General features: G+C 46.4%; 15 protein-coding genes. 5 read left to right on the top strand and 10 right to left on the bottom strand.

The window, feature by feature from the left end; all coding sequences use genetic code 11:
* Positions 1-160: 160 nt before the first annotated feature.
* Positions 161-1,450 carry a prolyl oligopeptidase family serine peptidase gene (locus tag ABD031_RS15690; protein ID WP_343853133.1) on the bottom strand — a complete coding sequence of 430 codons (1,290 nt, stop codon included), beginning with the start codon at positions 1,448-1,450 and terminating at the stop codon, positions 161-163.
* A gap of 407 nt (positions 1,451-1,857) precedes the next feature.
* On the opposite strand from ABD031_RS15690, the gene ABD031_RS15685 reads away from it, so the two are divergent.
* Positions 1,858-5,001, top strand: coding sequence for a PKD domain-containing protein (locus ABD031_RS15685; protein WP_343853131.1), 3,144 nt, complete (start codon positions 1,858-1,860; stop codon positions 4,999-5,001).
* 196 nt (positions 5,002-5,197) lie between these two features.
* Positions 5,198-6,211, top strand: coding sequence for a UDP-glucose 4-epimerase GalE (gene galE / locus ABD031_RS15680; protein WP_343853129.1), 1,014 nt, complete (start codon positions 5,198-5,200; stop codon positions 6,209-6,211).
* A 278-nt stretch (positions 6,212-6,489) separates the two neighbouring features.
* On the opposite strand, the gene ABD031_RS15675 is transcribed toward galE, so the two are convergent.
* The 6 genes from ABD031_RS15675 to ABD031_RS15655 all read right to left on the bottom strand — a co-directional run bounded on the left by ABD031_RS15675 (position 6,490) and on the right by ABD031_RS15655 (position 11,753).
* Entirely contained in the window at positions 6,490-7,119 is a 630-nt protein-coding gene (locus ABD031_RS15675) for a hypothetical protein (RefSeq protein WP_343853127.1), read from the bottom strand.
* 215 nt (positions 7,120-7,334) lie between these two features.
* Positions 7,335-7,748, bottom strand: a complete 414-nt coding sequence (locus tag ABD031_RS15670) for a PPC domain-containing DNA-binding protein (RefSeq protein ID WP_343853125.1) — start codon at positions 7,746-7,748, stop codon at positions 7,335-7,337.
* A 253-nt stretch (positions 7,749-8,001) separates the two neighbouring features.
* Positions 8,002-9,210 (bottom strand): ATP-binding protein, encoded by a 1,209-nt coding sequence (locus ABD031_RS15665; RefSeq protein WP_343853123.1) that lies wholly within the window; start codon positions 9,208-9,210, stop codon positions 8,002-8,004.
* A 61-nt stretch (positions 9,211-9,271) separates the two neighbouring features.
* Complete coding sequence (locus ABD031_RS22405; protein ID WP_425542774.1) at positions 9,272-9,448, bottom strand: hypothetical protein; 177 nt, start codon at positions 9,446-9,448, stop codon at positions 9,272-9,274.
* Between the two features lie 368 nt (positions 9,449-9,816).
* Entirely contained in the window at positions 9,817-10,767 is a 951-nt protein-coding gene (locus ABD031_RS15660) for a YihY/virulence factor BrkB family protein (RefSeq protein ID WP_343853121.1), read from the bottom strand.
* A 326-nt stretch (positions 10,768-11,093) separates the two neighbouring features.
* Complete coding sequence (locus ABD031_RS15655; protein ID WP_343853119.1) at positions 11,094-11,753, bottom strand: metal-dependent transcriptional regulator; 660 nt, start codon at positions 11,751-11,753, stop codon at positions 11,094-11,096.
* A gap of 199 nt (positions 11,754-11,952) precedes the next feature.
* Between ABD031_RS15655 and ABD031_RS15650 the strand changes: the two genes are divergently transcribed.
* Positions 11,953-14,232, top strand: a complete 2,280-nt coding sequence (locus ABD031_RS15650) for a TonB-dependent receptor (RefSeq protein WP_343853117.1) — start codon at positions 11,953-11,955, stop codon at positions 14,230-14,232.
* A 157-nt stretch (positions 14,233-14,389) separates the two neighbouring features.
* Here the strand turns inward: ABD031_RS15650 and ABD031_RS15645 are convergent, their stop codons facing one another.
* Genes ABD031_RS15645 through sdaAB form a run of 3 tightly spaced genes read right to left on the bottom strand, consistent with a single transcriptional unit; the run spans position 14,390 to position 17,767 of the window.
* Entirely contained in the window at positions 14,390-15,706 is a 1,317-nt protein-coding gene (locus ABD031_RS15645; RefSeq protein ID WP_343853115.1) for an efflux RND transporter periplasmic adaptor subunit, read from the bottom strand.
* Between the two features lie 3 nt (positions 15,707-15,709).
* Positions 15,710-17,056: a TolC family protein gene (locus ABD031_RS15640; RefSeq protein WP_343853114.1), complete on the bottom strand. Its 1,347-nt coding sequence runs from the start codon at positions 17,054-17,056 to the stop codon at positions 15,710-15,712.
* Positions 17,057-17,089: 33 nt separating this feature from the next.
* Entirely contained in the window at positions 17,090-17,767 is a 678-nt protein-coding gene (gene sdaAB, locus ABD031_RS15635; protein WP_343853112.1) for an L-serine ammonia-lyase, iron-sulfur-dependent subunit beta, read from the bottom strand.
* 164 nt (positions 17,768-17,931) lie between these two features.
* Here sdaAB and ABD031_RS15630 point away from each other — a divergent pair, with 164 nt between their 5' ends.
* A complete protein-coding gene (locus tag ABD031_RS15630) occupies positions 17,932-18,735 on the top strand; it encodes an aminotransferase class IV (protein ID WP_343853110.1) in 804 nt (267 codons plus the stop codon).
* A 125-nt stretch (positions 18,736-18,860) separates the two neighbouring features.
* Entirely contained in the window at positions 18,861-20,504 is a 1,644-nt protein-coding gene (locus ABD031_RS15625) for a sodium/sugar symporter (protein WP_343853108.1), read from the top strand.
* Positions 20,505-20,506 lie beyond the last annotated feature (2 nt).

Here is a 20,506-nt window from a genome sequence, read left to right as displayed (position 1 = left end):
CTCCGTTTACTTTTCCCCCGCTGGGAGTAGTTTGTAACTACTCCCAAATATCCTCATCAATTTGCAATTAAATATTCTTTTCTTCGCTGTACTTATCCCAGAAATTTTACCTTCGAAGGTACATGAAGGTGTTTTGCAAACGCCTAGCTCGCTTCCTTACTTATTTCCTCTTCTGACCAGCCATCCATTCCATAATCGTCACCGGTCTGCCTTCTAGCATGATGGCTGAGCCATCCAGATCTTTGCGGGCGACGTTGGCATGGGAGTAGATCCAGGACCAGTGGCCCGGGTATCGGAAATCCTCCCCACCGTAAAACCCGGTGATGTCCGTGACATGGTCGTAGTAGGAGAAATGGACGTTTTTAGCTCCGTCCTTTTTCAATCGGTCAAATAGGGGAACCACCGTCTCATCCGGCTTGGTGGTCGTGTCATCTTTGGAGTGGACAAACCACATCGGCACATGCTTGATCCGTTGAACCATCGCGTCGGTGATAAATTCATTGTTGTACGCCAACGCGCTGATATAGCCTGCGGCAAAGTAGTCGGGATGCTCCAAGATCAACTTCAAAGACATATAGCCACCATTGGAGCAGCCACCCACGTAGATCCGTGTAGGGTCTACACTTGGGTTCTTGGCGACAAAATACTCTATCAAAGCAAACAAAGCTTCATTGTAAATGTCATTTGTCTGACCACGGGTCATGCCATCCGCCGCCTGCATCCAGAAGCTTGGAGCCTGTGGCACCAGCACGTAAGCCCCTTTCCCAAAAAGTGCCTGAATCTCCGGGGAAGCATAGTTGAACGCTTTGTTTCCCAATAGCGGAATTGTCGGATCATCGCCTCCTTCGCCGCCTCCATGCAGCCAGATGATCAGCGGGGCTTTGGCGCTTAGGCCTTTTGGTGTAAATGTCGCATAGGGCAGGGTTATATTTCCATGGGTAAACTTTCCCCCTAGATCAAAGTCATCGACGATGGGGAGGATTCTTCCCGCTTCTTCATTCCAGATCTTGCCGGATTTGGTGTCCATCACAGTCACGGCATAGTCTATCCACACATTTCCGCCCCGGTTGCCCATTCGGAGATATTGGATGGGTGAACCTATGGGAGCAACGGGGCTGACAGCCAAAACGAGAGTGGCATGGTCGCCTTCCTCTAGCCGGTTTCCATTTTCATCCGAAATGTAAGAGTAGACCACGGTTCGCTTGCCGGAGGTTTGGGCTGCCGGAATCTCACCATCCTTGGAGCTTCTGTTTACAAAGACCTCAAAGTCGGCCGTGTTTATTTCCTTGCTCGGCTGGTCTAGGTTTAGGATGATTTTATTCACCGCCGGTCCCCAATCAAAGCCTTCGATAATCAATGTGTAGGTGCCTGCCGGTGGATTATTTTCCTCGGCCCGAAGCCCTAGAGGCATCAGGAAGATGATCAAAACAATGGATAAAATACTTTTCATAGCGGTTTTTGGGTTTGATGTGATCAATCCTGAATACTAGGAATTTATCCGTCCTTATTCAAAAAAAATTGAGCCAGCGGAAAAAGCGCTCTTTGACCTTGCTTCAAACGATGCCATTTGGGGAGGCCTCGACCTACGCAATTCGGTAGCTCGGGGCTCATCCTGACCTGTCCATCACGTACTTGAAATTTCTGTAACCCAAACAGATTAGGCCGGTCCTTCAGCGCCTTGAGAATACATAAGCGTTGTCCGAAGTAGCAACTATTTCAATCCACCGAATTTAACACCTTGAAACCTTGCCTATTTCTAACTAAAACCAGACTTCTTTTCCCTTTTAACATCTTTTTCCGAAGGATATTTTTTTTAGTTCGCTATATTGAAAACCCCAATCCTGATCACCCCAAATCATGCCCAAAAAGCTTCTACAGCTCGTTTTTGTCCTTCTTTTTTTTAACCAGAGCTTCATGGCCTTTGGCCAGATCTCCACCGTAGGTAAAGAGTTTTGGGTCGGATTCATGGAAAACAACCGGGTGCCTGGCGGAGGACAGGGCAATCCCGGCGCTCCGGATTTTGCGATCTTGGTCATCACCGCCAATGAAGCGAGCACAGGCGCACTGGAATACCTCGGACGGTCTGTGGCATTTTCTTTAAATGCCGGGCAACAATATACCTTGAGAGTTCCTTCGGCGGATCTGGATTTGCTTCATCGGTCTTCGGGCGTGGTCGAAAACAAGGGAATCCACATCACGTCTACCGGCAATATCGCCGTGCACGCCTTCAACGAACGGGTGCGAAGTGCCGATGGGACGGTCGTCTTGCCGATTGGTGCGCTGGGCACAGATTACTACGTCACCTCGCATTTTGAAGTGCTCACCGTCAATGTAAACTATGATGGCAACAGCAACAATGAAAGCGAGCTTTTGGTGGTGGCTACGGAGGATAATACCGAGATCGAAATCACCACCAGCGTCAATTCCCTGAGCGGCAACCGCGCCGATGTGCCCTCGGTCATCACCCTGGATCGGGGTCAAAGTTACCAGATCAAGGCCCGTGCTGACCTCACGGGTTCCCGGGTGAGGGTGGTCGGTGCAAATGCCGATGAATGCAAGAAGATCGCTGTTTTCGGAGGAAATAAATGGACTTCCGTCGGTAACTGCGGGGAAGCAAACGATCACCTGTTTCAGCAGGCCTACCCGGTCAATACCTGGGGGACGAGCTTTGTACACGTAGGTTTGTTGGGACGATCTTCCGGTGAGTTGGTCAAGGTGCTCGCATCGGAAGATAACACGGAGGTTTTCGTAAATGGAGTTTCCAGAGGCATCGTGAACCGCGGGAAATTTCTTGCTATGGAGTTTGGCGTGAACGAGTCCGGCAAGATCGATACCTCTAAGCCTTCTTCGGTTTCGGTTTTTTCGAAGAGTATGGCCTGCAACATTCCAAATGCTCCGGGGGCTTTGACTGGAGATCCGTTTGTGATCACCTATAGCCCAAGCGAGCAGTTTCTGACCGCACTTACCTTCAATGCGATTGACTTGCCCTCGATCGTCAATCACTATGTGAATGTGGTGGTGAAAAGTGGAACAGAAGGGGCTACTTTTCTGGACGGGCAAAATATCGGAAGTCAGTTTTCGGAGCTTCCGGGGGATTCAAATTTTAAATTTGCCAGAATCAATATCTCTCAGGGTGTTCATACGCTGAGAAACCCGGATGGCTTTGCGGCCTATTCCTATGGTTTCGGAGAACTCGAATCTTACGGCTATGCCGCTGGAGCCGCACTGGACAACCTGAAGTTCGAACCGGAAGTGGTCTATGATTTTGACATAGAAGGAGAAAAAGTAGCCTGTCTCAATCAGGAAGGGCTTTGGACGCTGATTTCCACCAACCCAGACTTTTCCTATTTTGTTTGGGATTTTGGTGATGGAACGCCTGCTGTAGTTGGAAAAGAAGTAAGTCATTCCTTCGCCAAGGCGGGAGTTTTTGAAGTTAAGGTTTTGGCGGCATTGAGTCCAAATTCCTGCGAGCAGCAAGAAGATGTGACTTTCGAAGTGGAAGTCATCGAAACCAAAGGTGATTTGGAGGGCGAGCTGTCTGTGTGTCCCGACGTAGAGCAAGTGATGTATCGGGCAAAGGATTTGGTCAACGTGTTTGAGACCAAGTTTGAAGTGGAGGGGGGCGTGATCGTTCAGGATTATGGCGATTCGGTCTTGGTCAACTGGGGCCCTGCAAATCCAAACGCCAAGCTGCGGATGATTCCCTACGCGGAGAACGGCTGCCCAGGAGCGGCAGTGGAATTGGCTGTGGTAGTCAATCAGCGAATTGTGGTTGAAGCCGCTATGGGTGAATTAGAGGTATGCTTTGACCCGGGCGTATCTCATACTTATTCTGCTCCGATTTCGGTTGGAGGGAGAGGATACGATTGGACAGTGACCGGCGGTCAGATTCTTTCCGGACAGGGAGAAAGTGAGATAGAAGTGAGTTGGGATCAGCCGGGAATCACCGGGATCGTCGAGTATACGGCATACAGCTTGGTTGACACCGATTGCGAGGGAAAGGCTGCTCCAATCCAAGTTGCCGTTGCGGGGGAAATTTTATTAGGAATCAAATCGCTGACGAACATCGCCTGTTCTGGAGACAATTCAGGGGGCATTCAACTGGACATCAATGGAGGTGTGGCTCCCTACAGATTTGAATGGGCGCACGATCCTTCGCTAAATTCCCCAGATGCATTAAACCTCTCCGCAGGAACCTATGCAGTAAAAGTCTCCGATCAGCAGGGATGTGTGCAGCTTCTGGAAAATATCGTGTTGTCCTCACCTGAACCTTTGTCCATCGTTTCTTTGAATTCGATCGGGGTTTCTTGCTATGGAAAAAAGGACGGCGAATTGGCGCTGAGTATCGCAGGTGGGGTGGCACCCTATATGTTTGAATACTCCGGGCCAAGGACATTTGCTGATCAGATCTCGCTGACTGATATGCCATCGGGAATCTACACCTGGGAGGTCAAAGATGCCAATGGATGCGTGATTCCAGTAAATTTTGAAATTACTTCACCCATTGCCTTGGAGGTGGAAGTCAGACTGGAGCAGCCCGCCTGCCCCGGTGGCTCCAACGGGGAATTGCTGGCCTTGCCAAAAGGAGGCTCAGGGCAATTCACTTTTCTATGGAAAGATTCCCGTCTTTCGGGAAATCGGGTCAGTGGGCTGAGTGCAGGTGTTTATGAACTGGAGGTGGTAGACGCGACCGGCTGCATCAGCATTGGCCGAGGTGTCGTGAGTGAGGCTGAGCCTGAGATTCGGATGCCGACAGGTTTTGACCCAAGACAATCCCCCGCGGTTTATCAGGGAGTAAGCAGCTGCGAATCAGATTTTGACCTGATGATATACAACCGCTGGGGGCAGTTGATTTATTCAGGCGCCTCAGGTTGGGATGGGAAAGTAAGTGGAGAAGAGGCTGCGACCGGCACTTATACCTATTTTGTGCGTTATCGATTCGAGCTGGAGGGAGTGACAACCTACAAGGAAATGCGGGGCGGGTTTACGTTGGTTCGATAGTAGCTATTTGCCTGAGTTCAGTCGCAGTTGGGAGTCACAGACGGTCCATACTGATCCCTGAGCAAGGCTGGATTTCCTGAGTTTTCACAGAAGTCCATTAACTACTGAGACCGAATACTGATCACTGTTTGCCAAAAAACTGCCATTAAATTGAAGGATTTGAATAGTTTTGTCGCTGAACGATTTTTAAACTCCCATGAAGAAAATTTTGATTACCGGCGGTGCCGGATACATCGGTTCACATACCGCAGTAGAATTGTTAAAAGCCGGAATGGAGCCGATTATTTTGGATGATTTGTCCAATTCGGATGCGAAAGTGCTGGACAGATTGGAAGAAATCACCGGTAAGCGCCTTACTTTTTACACAGGAGACTGCAACGACAAAACTATTTTAGAGTCCATTGCGAAAGACCACAAATTGGAAGGCGTGATTCACTTCGCTGCATTCAAAGCAGTGGGAGAGAGCACCGCCCAACCGCTAAAATACTACCGGAACAATGTCGGTTCACTGCTTGTACTGCTTGATTTCATGCAGGAGCAAGGGATTAAAGATTTGGTTTTTTCCTCTTCATGCACCGTCTATGGCCAGCCTGAAGTGTTGCCTGTGACGGAAGCCACACCAAGACAGGATGCCGAAAGTCCGTATGGAAACACCAAGAAGATATGTGAGGACGTTTTGGTGGATTTTGTGAAAAGCAAGCCCGGTATCCGTGTAGTCGCTCTTCGCTACTTTAATCCTGTCGGTGCCCATCCGAGTGCTAAGATCGGCGAATTGCCGTTGGGCGTTCCAGCCAATCTAGTACCTTTTATCACCCAGACAGCGGCAGGAATCCGGGAAAAATTGACGGTGTTTGGTGACGATTACGACACTGCTGACGGTAGCTGTGTTCGCGATTACATCCATGTGGTGGATTTGGCGGATGCGCACGTCAAGACGCTGAGCTTTCTGCAAGATCAAGAAATTGACTCTTACGATGTATTCAATGTGGGGACTGGAAATGGGAATACCGTTCTGGAGGTAATCCATGCTTTTGAAAAAGTGAGCGGGGTTAAATTAAACTATGTGATCGGTCCGCGTCGCATGGGAGACGTGATTAAAACCTGGGCAGACACGACCAAGATCAATAAGGTATTGGGTTGGAAAGCTCAATATTCGCTCGAAGACTCCATGCGGGATAGCTGGAATTGGCAGAAGGGCTTGAAAAAGTAAAGTAATTGAAATAGTCTTTCTCTCACAATCGGTTATCCCCGAATCCAAAGGCTGTCGTTTTTTACAAAAGCAATCAATCCTAGACGTTTAGCCAAGTAAATTTCTTTAGGTTGACTACGAGCTTATCTTTCTCAGGAAAACATCCCGACATTCCCAGTAAAAAAACAGCAAGTGAACATATCCGGGATTTTATGAGGTGAAAATCGTCATGGATTCAGATAAAAATAGGTCAAAATTGTGGGTTTAAACTAGGGATCAACCGCAAAAAAAACTTAGGGTTACCACCCCACAATCCACAAACTGTCTTTCATGGTAAAAGCCACCAATCCCGATCGCTTAACCAAATAGATTTCCTGGGGTTGGGTATTAGGATTGAACTGGCTGATTTTAAAGACGTTTTGATATTGCTTTCCCTCGATTACCAAGCTCGGGAAATTCTCGTAAAGATAATCGCCGGAATCGTCCACTGTAGGGTTGATTCTTTTGCCGACTAGGGTATCATTGACGATATCCATGCGAAATCCCATTTGCTGAAAATATACGTCCATATATCCCAAGCCGGAGGTTTTTCCATAACCAACTTTATTGGAAAAAGTGACCATACCGTCTTCGGTGCGATAATTGGATTGGTATAAGCCATAGCAATTGCTTTTCCCTTCCATGACCGTGTTGGGATCAGATTCTACAGTAAAGGGCTCGCTGATCGTATAGTCGGAGATGACCTTTTTGATTTTCTCCCCGCTTCTTATGGTGTAGTTTGGTCCGGGAGCTAGCAGCATCCAGTCTCTTGCAGGAATGGAAAAATCAAACCCTTCACAAGATTCATAGAAAAATTCTTCTTCCTCGGGTACACAGGCCAGTGTACTGGTTAGGAGAAAAATGGCAAGCGAAAAAACCTGGGGTTTCATTGCTGGAATTTAGAGTTGGTTTCAGATAGGGGTTAAAATAAGGGTTTTTTAGGTGATTTCGATTGAATAGACTAAGTATTTGACTTACTTTTTTTTTTACCTGTTCCGTGAGTGAACACTCAAGGGGGCGATATATCGAGCCGTTATCACTCGATTTTGAAACGGCTGATACGTTCTCCAAATTACAAATTTGGTGGAGCGTACGTCGGTGAATCCTATTTGTTTTTCTTTTTCACTACCAACTCTTTGTACCCAAACGTAGGATCTGTTTCACGATGGTAACTATGATCGAGTTCTTCACCGATTACTACTTCGAGAGTGGTGTAGACCAGATTTCCTTCCAGTAGATGTCCTCCGATGGTTCGTCCGGTACTGTCACTCACAGAGAGATGTGCATGATTTCCATTTGTACTGAGCAGGCCGGTAAGCGACACAACTTCAAAATGCCCAGTTGCTTGACTGCCATTTTCTTGGTTGGCAAAGCGGATCGTGTATTGTGTCAGGCTCCCCACGGCCGATAAGATAAAACCCGCTTCGATCTGATTGTCTTTTATGAATTTCTTCAGTTCAGTCATTACATCCTCACCGGGACGCAAGCGCAGGGTATGTATGCGGAGGGACGAGTTCATCGAAGTAGGGTTTTGGCATTGAAGAGAAAGTAAACAAAAAATGAAGACTAAAGTAGTTTGAATCAATTTCATACTTCCTGCTGCTCGAGGTTTACAATTTAGTGTAGTAGGTAGGAGAAATCAATACCCCGCTGACTGTCCGTCTTTTCTTGACTCTGATGCGCCGCTATAAAACTTGTTTTCCTTGCCATACAAGATGGCTTGAAGTTTCCTTTGGATTTGATATTTTCTTAAATCCTAGCGCCTTTGCTCTTTAGGAAGTAAGCCTATGAAATGGTATTACGTTTATTCGATATTCGTTTTGTTCAAAGTTGTCATCTTGTGCAAACGTGACTAACAGTCCTTCCTTTTTTCCAAAAAACCTCATCGCTTCCCATAAGCCATCTAGTTCCCTTTTCAGGTTCTCGGAGTTTAACTGGACGCAAACTTGCACCAACTCTACCAAACCCTGCCTTCCGAAGATGACCAAATCGCATTCATTTTGCTCAACGAAATAGTAGATTTCTTGGTAAGTTCTGCGAAAATGCAAAAAGACCATATTTTCAAATCTCCTTCCACGATCTTCCGAAAATGACCTGGAATTGGCTGTCACCAGTCCCGTGTCAATGGAATAGACCTTTTTGGCATTGATCAATTGCTTCCGTTGGGAATAGCTAAACTTTGGTATAAAGAAGAATAACCAGCTTTCCTCTAAGTAAGAGAGATACTCCATTACGGTACTGGTTGCCTTGAATTCCAAGACCTTTCGCAAGTTATTACCGGATACTAGCTTTGCTACATTGGATACCAGGTAGATCGCCAGATTCTGCAAGGATTTAACATCTCTTACTCCGTATCGGACTGCTATGTCCCGCAGTAATAAATCATCAAACAGTTGATGAAGTAATTCTGGTCTTACGGTCTTCAAGTACTCTGGAAATCCACCTAAACTCAGATATTCTGAAGTACTGTCGGAAGACTTGGTCAGTTTTTGAAATTCACAAAATTGATCGTAAGAAAATGGGAAAAGCTCTATGGAGACATGTCTGCCGGTAAGTTTGGTGCCGAGTTCCTTGCTTAGCAATGACGCATTGGAACCTGTAATTATGATCTCGAAATTATCCAGATCGAGTTTTTGACGCACAAATCTTTCCCATCCTTCTACCACCTGAACTTCATCCAAAAACAAGGTAGTCTGTCCCGTTTCTGTCAAGATTCTGTCTATTTTTTGAAAATCCTCAACAGTAAAACCATATAACCTCGGGTCTTCAAAATTGAGGTAGAAAGCATCAGGATATTGATTTTTGAGTAATTGGACCAAAAGTGTGCCTTTCCCACATCGGCGAATTCCGGATATGATAAGTGCATGGCTTTGGATCAGCGAAATGCTGTTTAACTCATTCCGGAGCAATCCCAAAGATCTTTTTTGAAGATTTCCTTTTTGTTTAAAAGCCACTTCCTGAATTAAATCCTTGGAGATCATAGCCAGCTTTTAATTCAAAGATAAATTATTGTTGTTTAGTAAACAACAATATTATTGTTTACTAAACAACAAGATTATTAATGTCTGGAGCAGTAAGACTGACACGCCCATCGTCATACGTTCCCAGTATTTCGGATAAAGTATCAAATAGCGCTGCGTCGGTCGTCGAGGAATTTACCATCGGACGATAGGTGGCATAAGCTGCTTGCCAATCGATCTGCCTCTCTTCAAAACGCAGAACCGCCTTTTTTCAAAATATCCAAGGCCACTTGAGTGGCTAATGGTTGGCTGGTAGCTGCCATTCCATTTTGAGCTAAAATTTCCGATGTCGTGGCAAAAATTTTTCCGGTAACTCGGTCTTGAGAAAATGCTGACAGCGATAGGGAAATTATGGACTCGAGAAGTAAGAGGACTTTGAATGGTCTCGTGAAAAGGTTGATTCAGGAATGAAACGAAATTAATTCTTGAAAAAGGCTTTATGATTTCCGAAAACGTAAAAAAAATCCGATTGTGATGCAGCCATACAACTGAAACTGATTCTCAAAACAATAAAAAACTCCAAATGCAGAACACTTGGAAATAAGGCTTCTTCTTGAATTATTATTTCTATTCCATCGATTCTGGCGTGTCACAACCTTTTTCGACAACCACTTCTTTTACCTCAATTTTAATGGCATTGACGTTGGGAATTACCTTATCCTCATATCTCTCGGCATAAATCCGAGTGAAAGATGCTCCAAAGAATAAAATCAGACAAGAATAGGATACCCACAACAAAATCAAGACAACCGAACCTGCTGCACCATAGGTAGAATCTGGACTGGCAAAGGCGAAGTAGTAATTCAATAGAATTTCTCCAATATTAAATAGAAAACCTGTCAAAAAACCACCGAGCCATACAGATCGCCACTTGATCCGCATATCGGGCATAAAGCGGAATATCAGGACAAAGAGAAATCCTAAGACGAGGGTAGAAAGTCCGAATTGAAGGATTTTTGCATACGAGATGTATTCTGGTTCCCAAAGCGAAGAAAGAAATTCACTCAAAAAAGTCAAAGCGGCAGATATTACAAAACTAATAATGAGTAAAAACGCAATCGCCATTACGAAAGCTAGGCTTAGTGCTCGATCCTTTACTAATTTCCAGATACCTGCATTCGGATCTATCTTGACGCTCCAAATTTCATTCATCGATATTTGCAATTGATAGAAAACTCCAGTTGCACCGAATACTAAAATTGCAACACCCATGATCGTTGAAAATACGGTTTGGTCTTCCTTCTGGGCATTTTCTATGATCGTCACCACCGAATCGGCCGCATCTTGCCCGATAGCATCTGCGATTTGACCGGTGATTTGACCCTGTACGATCTCTTGTCCCCAGATTGCTCCTACTGAATTGATCACCACGATCAGCAAACCGGGCAATGAGAGTACAGCATAATATGCCACCACCGCGCCAAGTCTCCAAGGATTGTTTTTGTTCCAAAGTTGGAAGGCTTCCTTCAAAAGTGTAGGCAGATGTGCGAGTTTGAATCCAGGTGCTAAAAGTTTCATATCTGTAGTAAATGGGGCAATAGAGAAGCCAAGTGTTGTTCTTAAGCTAAATGAAGATGTTTGGCATGACGGTAGATTTTTTTTTAAAAGGCCATAAAAATCTGTCGCTCAAAATTTCAGAAAGTCTTTAAGACAAATCAGTTTTTCAATTTTATACTGAAAAAATAAAACCGTCTGGTAGTGCTTGAGGCTTGAAGCCAAGTAATGAGCAAAAGTATTGTAGCTGAAAAGTAAAAGCCGTCAAAATTCAAAATTACTTTTTGAGAATTGAAAAATAGGTTCATAGTCATCCAATAGCAGGTATGTGTTTCTAAACTACTGAAATATCATTCCAAAATCCTAACCAATAAGCGCTCCGAGACTTTTTCACTCAGCGTCTCCTGGGGATGGGAATCGTAGCTGACCACCAAACTCTGGTCGTAGGCCTCCCTCGATAGGATTTTGAGTTGGGTGCCTAAAGCCAGTTTCCGGCTGTTTAGAAACTCCAAAAACTCCGTGGATGAATTCGTCAGGGCAGTGAGTTGAACGGTTTGGCCGGGCTTGCAGGTCGAGAGGGGCGTATAGGAAAACTCCTGCATCCTGCCCTGATTGTCGGGAATCGGCGATCCGTGCGGGTCAATCGTTGGATGACCCAGCATTTCATCCATTCTTTCAAAAAACTTCGGAGCATGAATGTGCTCAATCTGCTCTGCGACTTCGTGAACTTCCTCCCAGCCAAATCCCATCTTCTTGACCAAAAACATCTCTGTCAGGCGGTGTTTTCTTACAATCAACGCTGCTTCTTTATGGCCTTTTGGCGTCAGAGTAACGGGTTTGTACTTTTCATAGAGAACCCATCCACTCTTTTGAAGACTCTTGACCATGCTGTTCGCGGTGGGCATGCTGACGTTTAGGCTATGGGCCAAGTCTGAGATACTGACCTCACCTTGGGGGTTGGAAAGATTGTAAAGTGCCTTGAGGTAATTTTCTTCGGTGAAGGAAGCCATGCCAAAATTTTTGATCCAATCAAAAATACGACAACGTATATTGGAAAAACAAATTTGTTAGATCAATCTAACTTGTTACTTTTGTGTATCTAATATTATACCTATGAACCAGCTTACTCTCAGATTCTTTTTGATCATCAAAAAAAATATTTTGGAGGAAGTATCGGATTTTACACATAAATGCAATACTGTTGCATTTATGAATCTTTCACTTATACCACTTATACTTCTTGGAATTTCGATGCTTTGCTCCGCCTCAGCATATTCACAGCATACTGTAAAAGGGAAAGTAATCTCTGCGTCCGGTCCCCTGGAGTTTGCCAATGTCTTGGTCAAAGACAAAGGAGTGGGAGCGATCACGGATAGTCTCGGGAGATTTGAGATCAGAGATCTTGCGGCGGGAGATTACCTCATTCAAGCGTCGATGATCGGGTTTGGTCTAGAATCCCGGCGGATTTCTGTGCCAAACAGTAGAGGCGAACTATTTTTTGAACTCAGTTCATTGGATGGCTCTTTGGATGAAGTAGTCGTCAGCGGCACAATGCAGGAAGTATCCAAACTTGATAGCCCGGTTCCAGTAGAGGTATATAAGGGATCTTTTTTCAAAGCCAATCCTACCCCTTCACTCTTCGAATCCCTGCAAAACGTGAATGGGGTCCGGCCTCAGATCAACTGTAACGTCTGCAATACCGGCGACATCCACATCAACGGCTTGGAAGGTCCCTACACCATGATCTTGATCGACGGGATGCCGATTGTCAGCGGTTTGGCGACAGTGTATGGGTTGACAGGAATCCCTCAGTCGCTGATCGACCGGATCGAGGTAGTGAAGGGACCTGCATCGACACTCTATGGTTCGGAGGCGGTCGGAGGACTGATCAACGTGATCACCAAGAGGACGGAGATTGCTCCCGTGTTGGCCGCTGATGCCTTTGTCTCTGGCTGGGGGGAGGTCAACGCGGATCTGGGCGTGAAAAGCAGTTTTGGAAAGAACGTCCAATCACTGACTGGCCTGAATCTCTTTTGGTACGACAATCCTATCGACAACAATGGAGACGGTTTTACGGATTTGGTTCTGCAGAAGCGGATGTCCGTTTTCCAGAAATTCCAGATGCAGCGAAAAGCCAATCGGGTATTTACCGTAGCGGGGCGCTATGTTTTTGAGGATCGCTGGGGCGGACAGATGGATTGGACAGCCGAGGATCGAGGCGGTGATCAAGTCTATGGTGAAAGCATCAGCACCCGTCGCTGGGAAACTTTTGGGATCTATCAGTTGCCGGTGAGAGGATATGTTAACTTTCAGTTTTCACTCAATGGGCACAAGCAGGATTCCTACTACGGAGTGACCAAATTCTTTGCGGATCAGCGGATTGCTTTTGGTCAGCTCACTTGGATGAAAGAAAGTGGAAGAAACAATTTACTCCTCGGAACTGCATATCGCTATACGTTCTACGACGATAATACCACGGCTACAGCCAAAAACGGCACGGAGAACTTTCCTTCGCAGATTCACTTGCCGGGAGCTTTTGCGCAAAATGAATTCAAGATCAATTCAAATCAGAGTTTGCTCGGCGGGATCCGCTACGATTACAACAGCCTTCACGGCAGTATTTTATCCCCAAGATTGAATTACAAGCTAATGTCTGGGGACAAAAGCACGGTGTTTCGGTTTTCTCTTGGTAATGGTTTCCGGGTAGCGAACGTATTCACTGAGGATCATGCAGCCCTGACCGGAGCGCGCGAGGTAGTATTCGCGGAAGAATTGGCACCGGAGCGGAGTTGGAATTCCAATCTGAACCTGGTCAAAAAAATCTATTCCGATCGAGGAAATTACTTTGGGCTGGATGGATCGGTGTTTTACACCTTTTTCACCAATCGGATCGTGCCAGACTACGAATCGAACCCGAACCAGATTATCTATGCCAACCTCGATGGAAACGCGGTCTCGAAGGGTATCTCTCTGAACCTGGATGCCGCCTGGGGATCAGGATTTAAAGTTATGACAGGAGCGACGCTGATGGACGTAAGCCTAGAAGAAGACGGGCAAAAAGTACGGCAGATGTTGACAGAGCGATTTTCCGGAGTTTGGACGATCGGGTACGAGATTCACCGCCTGGGCTTGACGGTGGATTACACCGGAAATGTGTACAGTCCGATGCGTTTACCTCTGCTCGGCGAATTGGACGACCGTCCGGAATATTCGCCCTGGTTTAGCATCCAAAATATCCAGCTAACCAAGGCACTTGGCGAAAAATGGGAGGTCTATGGAGGTGTCAAAAATCTCCTGAATTTCACTCCTCCTGCCAATAGCATTGCCCGTGCATTTGATCCTTTTGACAAGGGTGTGGACTTTGATTCCGAAGGTCAGGTGATCCCAACGCCTGAAAATCCCAACGCACTGACTTTTGATCCAACTTATGTCTTTGCACCCAATCAGGGGATCAGAGGTTTTTTTGGGGTGAGGTTTACGATTTTGTAAGGATTAATTCCACATCCCCTCGAGTAGGGAAAGCTCGTCTATTTTTAACTTCAAACATGCCCAAAATCTCAAGTGGCTGTTTCCTTGAGGGAAAAATGCAATAAAAAAGCCCGTGTCTATCATCGACACGGGCTTTTGAATACCTAGTGGGAAAAGATCAATTTGCCGCTGGAGCGGGTTTAGCTCCATCTTCCATTTTCTTGACCATGTCGCCTTCCTTCAGATCCTTGCTTACCACGAAGTAAGGACCGGAGATGATTTCGTCACCCTCTTTCAGACCTTCCAAGACTTCAATGTTTTCGTAATCAGAGATCCCGGTTTTGATCGCTCTGATCTTGGCTTTGCCGTTTTCACTGACAAATACCAACTCTTTGTTTCTAGTGGAACCTCCGGTCAAAGTGTCCACCTGTGTTTCCCTGGTAGTCACCGCTGCGAGCGGGATCGCCAATGCGTCATTCTTAGAAGTGGTCAGGATCTCTACCGATGCGGTCATTCCCGGACGGAAAGGGTATTTGTTACCCTCTCTTACCAGATCTTCATAGGAGCTGTTGAGGATTCTGATCTTCACCTTGAATTCGGTTACCGCATCTGCCGAGGTTTTGGCATTGGCGGTATTGGCAATACTGGTCACTATGCCTTTGAACTGCTTGCCAAGCGCAGAGTAGGAGTCCACGTCTATCAGGGTGGTGTCACCCAAACTGAGGCGGACGATGTCGTTTTCGTTCACATCCACTCGGACTTCCATCTTGGACAGGTCTGCGATCGTCATCATCTCAGTACCTGCCATTTGCTGGGTACCTACTACACGTTCTCCTTGCTCAACCAAAAGGCTGGAGACTATTCCTGAAACAGGTGAGTTGACATTGGTCAAGCGGAGGTTTTCTGCGGCTTCGTTGACAGAAGCTTGCGAACTTTTGACGATGAATTCTGAAGCAATAACGTTTTGCTTGGCCGCCTCCAGATCTTTCTCGGCGGAGATGTAGTTGGCCCGTGCGGTTTCAAAGTCTGCATCAGAGATCGCTTTTTGCTCATAGAGCGTCTTCTGACGGTTGAAGTTGAGTTCTGCCTGGGTAAACTGTGCCTCAGACCGCTGAAGAGTGGCTTTGGATTGAGATACATTTGCCATCTGCTGATTTAGGTTGGCGCGGCTTCTTTCCAGAGCCGATACAAAGTTGTCAGGTCGGATTTTCACCAAAAGTTTACCTTGCGCGACTGAGTCACCTTCCGCGACGTGAAGCTCTATGATTTCGCCGGCGACGTCTGGAGAAAGTTTGACTTCCACCTCAGGTTGGATTTCGCCTGAAGCACTGACCTTTTCGATGATTTGAGTTTTCTTCACCGTCGCGAATTCCACTTCGGTTTCCTTTACTCCGCCGATCCAACCGGCAGACCTTCCGATGATTGCAATTACAATGATGAGTCCTACTGCTCCCAGCAGGTAATACAAGAGTTTATTGGATTTTTTAGTGGCCATGGTTTAGTTTAAGTTGATGGGGTTACCGAGATAAAAATCGAGTACTTTCACTCTGAAGATGTAGGTGTATTTTGCATTAAGCAAATCCGCCTGTGCATTGAACAGGTTGTTTTGAGCGACCTGAAAATCCACTGAGTTGATCGCTCCCAGGTCAAATCGCTGCTGGGCGATACGAAAGGTCTCCTGAAGGCTTTTCACACGGACGACGGAGGCTTTGTAAGAAAGATCCGCTGCAAGCGCACTGTTGTAGGCAGTTTCGATGTCCTGACGCAGCAGGTTTTTGGCCTCCAAAGCGGCGACTTCCTGGATGGCTGTCTGCGCACGGGCTCTTTGAAGCGAGGATTTGTTGTTGAAGTTGGTGAAAATCGGGATGCTCAGCTGGAAGTTTAGAGCTTGGGACAGGTTGTCGCTGAACTGCTGACCAAATGCTGGTCTGTCCGTGCCAAATACCTGGTCAACGTAGTTGGTGAACACGTTGGCGCCTACGCCAAGGGTGGGGTAGAAGGCTCCTTTTGCGATTTTCTCCTGATACTCGGCGCTTCTTATATTAGCCTCGGCAAGCTTTATCTCAGGCATAATGTCCACTGCAGTTTCAAAGATTTCTCGACTGGTTTCGCTGGCCATCAGTCCTTCTTCCATTTCAAACTCCGGCTCGATTACATCAAAATCTTCCGTAAAAGGAATCTGCATCGACTGAGCGAGATTAAGCTTGGCTCCTCGATACGCGTTTTGGGCATTGATAACTTCGAGTTGGTTGGATGCGTTCTGTGACTGGAGATCCAGATAGTCTGACATTGGGAGTGAACCTGCATCGACCAGCTTCTTGGTTCTTTCCATCTGCTCCGTGGTACTTTTGAGCTGATTTTCTGCTATCTTGACCTGCTCCCGATTGAAAACCAAATTGATAAAATGGTTGATCACATTTAAGGTGATCGTGTTTTTATTGGCTTCTAGATTATAAAGTCCCGCTTCCAAGTCAGTTTTGGCTTGGGCGATGGAGTTGTTTACCCGATTGCCCTGGAAAATAGGCATGTTTGAGCTTGCCTGAAAGTTGACGTTTCCAATCCGGTTGTTTTCGAAGAGGTTGGTCACAGGGTTGATGGATCGACCCCATCTGACACCATAGCTGGACCCAGTAGAGAGCGAGGGATATCGCTGTCCTTTGTTTTGAAGTAGGGTAGCCTCGGTGATTTCCTGATTCAATAGATTTCGCTTCAAGGTCAGGTTGTTTTCCAGAGCGATGTTTATTGCTGTCTGCAAGTCATAGGGGCCGGCTGGAATTTCTTCCTGGGCTATGGCTTCGACTAGCAGTCCAAACAGCAACAGAAAAAGGGTAAAAAGCTTTCTCATAGGGGGTAGTTGGTTTTAGTCAGGTTTTTTGGTTTATAAATCTATGTCAGGAATATAGATGAGCTGTGAGACCCAAGGCAAAGATTTGAGGTATTGAGCGGTGATTTCTCTGATGCCAGAGTCCATCTCGATCACATGACAAGCTACGTCGTTTTTTCCTTTTCGGGAAACCGACATGGTCGCGATGTTTGTTTTTTCTTGAGCAATGACCCCTGAAATAAAGGCGATAGCGCCGGAAATGTCGCCAGCTTTAATAATCAAGGTATGATTTTGGGCGGAGAAATTGGCCGTAAATCCGTCAACCTCCGCGATGTTGATTACGCCGCCGCCGAGACTTTCACCGACTACTTCGATCTGCCGGTCGCCTTTGGTGAGGTTTAGCTTGATGGTATTGGGATGGTGGATAGAGGAGTTGCCGATGGACTTGAATTTGTACATCAAGCCAGTTTCAGCAGCGATTTCCAAGGCATTTTTGATTTTGGGATCGTCTGTCTTGAAGTCCATCAGTCCACCTAAAATCGCACGGTCACTGCCGTGTCCTTCGTAAGTTCTGGCGAAGGAATTGTAAAAGGTGATATTGGCTTCGTCTGGTGTTCCTCCTAAAATGCGAATTGCAGCGCGGGCAATTCTGACCACTCCGGCGGTATGAGAGGATGACGGTCCAATCATTATCGGGCCGATCATATCAAATACGCTGCTTTTGTTTGCCATGGGCTATTTTAACCAATATTGGTGCTAACACGTTTCTTAATTCAAGAATAAGGTATTTTTTGTATTGTTTCGGCATTTCGGGACGTTAAAGGAGGTTTTGTTTGCTACTTTTATCAGCTTGTTTATTGAACAAACTTTATTTCTGATCGAATCTGAACACTTTTATGAGCGGAACTGATACAGTTTACACTTTTGAGTCTAGGACTGGGATCTGGGTACCAGCTTCCGAGTTACCGATCCCGAACCGTGCGATGAATTTTGGTGATGGACTTTTTGAGACAATGGTGTTCGATGGAGACAGGATTCGGTTTTTTGATTTTCATCTGGATAGGCTGCAATTGGGAATGGACACGCTGAAAATAGGTGGCTTTTCAACTGACTTTGCGAAACTGAACCATTGGCTCAAGGATGAGTTTTCGGGCAAACCGCTTCGCATCCGCTGGAATGTCTTTCGCAGTGGATCGGGTACTTACACGCCCCAAACCAACGAATCGGTGCAGACCCTGCACATCCAAGACTTTGTCGCTTCGCCTCTTGTCAAAGCACAGGCAGCTTTTGCGGAAGGAGTGCAGCTGTACCCCACCGCCTGGAGTGCCTGCAAGACGCTCAATGCGTTGCCGTACATCCTGGCGGCACAGGAGCGTGTTGAGCGGAATCTGGACGAGCTGATTTTACAGAATTATCTGGGAAAAGTAGCAGAGGCAAGCTCAGCGAATATCTTTTGGAGGAGAGGGAAGAAGGTCTTCACTCCGGGGTTAGCCTGTGGATGCATTGGAGGAGTAGGGAGGAGGGCTATTTTGGAAAAAATTCCCCGCTTGGTCACCCAGGGGATATTCGGAACAAATGAGCTTCTGAGCGCCGAACAGGTTTGGGTTTCCAATGCCTCGGGCATTAGTTATTTGGAAAAGATCGATTCTCTGGAATTTTCTACTGAGCCTTGGGAGCCCCTCTTAGAAATTTTTGAATAAAACCAAGGTGGACAGATTTTTTGCTGAGACCTTTGAACCAAACCCTTATATTTATCGACCTTAAAAAGTAAAATTTAAACTATAAACCTTTAACATTACCCAAAACCACCAATCTAACCTATTGTATGCTATTAGAACCCATTGACCTAGTTGTCTTCTTTGGCTACTGTTTCCTTATTATAGGAATGGGGCTTTTCGTCTCTCGCGAGAAAAAAGGCCACGTCAAGAACTCCTCCGATTACTTTCTTGCTTCCAAAGCCCTGCCATGGTGGGCCGTCGGAGCGTCCCTGATTGCCTCTAATATCTCAGCTGAGCAATTTATCGGGATGTCAGGTTCGGGCTTTGCGCTCGGCCTCGCGATCTCTACCTACGAATGGATGGCCGCGGCCACACTTTTGGTAGTTGCGATTTTTTTTCTTCCCATTTACATCAAGAAGGGGATCTACACCATGCCGGGATTTCTTCTGGATCGCTATGACACCAGAGTACGCACCACAATGGCCGTCTTCTGGTTGTTGCTCTACGTCTTTGTCAACCTGACCTCCGTCTTGTACCTCGGAGCCTTGAGTTTGAATACCATTCTCAATGTACCAATGACCTACGGAATCGTCGGTTTGGCGCTGTTTGCCATGCTCTATTCCATCTATGGTGGATTGAAAGCCGTTGCTTGGACTGACGTCGTGCAAGTGGTTTTCTTGATCGCTGGCGGTTTGGCGACAACTTATATCGCTTTGCAAATGGTCGGTAGTGGTGACGCTTGGGAAGGATTGGGGATTTTGAGGAAAGAGGTTCCTGGACACTTTTCCATGATCTTGGACAAAGGTGAGATGATGATCCCTGACGGAAAAGGCGGAACCCGTGATGCCTACGGCGATTTGCCCGGGCTTTCGGTACTGATCGGTGGGATGTGGATCACCAACTTGAGCTATTGGGGTTTTAACCAATACATTACCCAACGTGCACTTGCGGCGAAAAGCTTGGATGAAGCCCAAAAGGGGATGATTTTCGCGGGCTTCCTGAAGTTGTTGATGCCTTTGATAGTGGTTGTTCCGGGGATTGCCGCTTTGGTGATTGTCAACAATGGGATAGATGCTGGCTTCATCGATTCGATGAAGGATCCGGTGACAGGCATTATCAAATCTGATCGCGCATACCCGACGTTGCTTCAAGTATTGCCGACAGGTTTGAAAGGTTTGGCTTTTGCCGCCTTGACTGCGGCGATTGTTTCTTCGCTGGCGTCGATGGCCAACAGTACCTCGACCATCTTCACGATGGATATCTACAGCAAGTATTTTGGCAAAGCTTCCTCTGAAGCCAATCAGGTGAAAGTCGGTCGTATCACAGCTGTCGTGGCATTTATCATCGCGGCGATTGTGGCTCCGGCTTTGGGACAATTGGATCAAGCATTCCAGTTTATCCAAGAGTACACCGGATTTATCAGCCCGGGCGTATTTGCGATCTTCTTCTTTGGAGTTTTCTGGAAAAAAACCACTTCCAATGCCGCGCTCGTGGGTGCAGCTTTGAGTATTCCGCTTTCCGTTGTATTGAAAATCGTATTGCCTGATCTGCCTTTCCTAGATCGAATGGGCGTCGTTTTCCTAGTTTTGGCAGCCTTGATGATTGTAATCAGCTTGGTCGAAGGCAAAGGCAAGGATCATCCGAATAGCATCGAAGTTAATGCGGAACTGTTTAAAACGAGCACTGAATTCAAGATCGGAGCTATCTTGATCACGGGTATCATCGCGGCACTTTACACCATTTTCTGGTAAAA

Origin of the sequence: Algoriphagus jejuensis, assembly GCF_039523455.1 — a bacterium.
In the GTDB taxonomy this organism is placed as follows: Bacteria; Bacteroidota; Bacteroidia; order Cytophagales; family Cyclobacteriaceae; genus Algoriphagus; species Algoriphagus jejuensis.
Note: the sequence above shows the minus strand (reverse complement) of the source record. Positions and strands in the feature narration are given on the sequence as shown.

What these genes read in the sequence shown, in the direction of transcription:
- ABD031_RS15690 (WP_343853133.1), bottom strand. Translation starts at nt 1,450, where the DNA reads ATGAAAAGTATTTTATCCATTGTTTTGATCATCTTCCTGATGCCTCTA.
- ABD031_RS15685 (WP_343853131.1), top strand. Translation starts at nt 1,858, where the DNA reads ATGCCCAAAAAGCTTCTACAGCTCGTTTTTGTCCTTCTTTTTTTTAAC.
- galE (WP_343853129.1), top strand. Translation starts at nt 5,198, where the DNA reads ATGAAGAAAATTTTGATTACCGGCGGTGCCGGATACATCGGTTCACAT.
- ABD031_RS15675 (WP_343853127.1), bottom strand. Translation starts at nt 7,119, where the DNA reads ATGAAACCCCAGGTTTTTTCGCTTGCCATTTTTCTCCTAACCAGTACA.
- ABD031_RS15670 (WP_343853125.1), bottom strand. Translation starts at nt 7,748, where the DNA reads ATGAACTCGTCCCTCCGCATACATACCCTGCGCTTGCGTCCCGGTGAG.
- ABD031_RS15665 (WP_343853123.1), bottom strand. Translation starts at nt 9,210, where the DNA reads ATGATCTCCAAGGATTTAATTCAGGAAGTGGCTTTTAAACAAAAAGGA.
- ABD031_RS15660 (WP_343853121.1), bottom strand. Translation starts at nt 10,767, where the DNA reads ATGAAACTTTTAGCACCTGGATTCAAACTCGCACATCTGCCTACACTT.
- ABD031_RS15655 (WP_343853119.1), bottom strand. Translation starts at nt 11,753, where the DNA reads ATGGCTTCCTTCACCGAAGAAAATTACCTCAAGGCACTTTACAATCTT.
- ABD031_RS15650 (WP_343853117.1), top strand. Translation starts at nt 11,953, where the DNA reads ATGAATCTTTCACTTATACCACTTATACTTCTTGGAATTTCGATGCTT.
- ABD031_RS15645 (WP_343853115.1), bottom strand. Translation starts at nt 15,706, where the DNA reads ATGGCCACTAAAAAATCCAATAAACTCTTGTATTACCTGCTGGGAGCA.
- ABD031_RS15640 (WP_343853114.1), bottom strand. Translation starts at nt 17,056, where the DNA reads ATGAGAAAGCTTTTTACCCTTTTTCTGTTGCTGTTTGGACTGCTAGTC.
- sdaAB (WP_343853112.1), bottom strand. Translation starts at nt 17,767, where the DNA reads ATGGCAAACAAAAGCAGCGTATTTGATATGATCGGCCCGATAATGATT.
- ABD031_RS15630 (WP_343853110.1), top strand. Translation starts at nt 17,932, where the DNA reads ATGAGCGGAACTGATACAGTTTACACTTTTGAGTCTAGGACTGGGATC.
- ABD031_RS15625 (WP_343853108.1), top strand. Translation starts at nt 18,861, where the DNA reads ATGCTATTAGAACCCATTGACCTAGTTGTCTTCTTTGGCTACTGTTTC.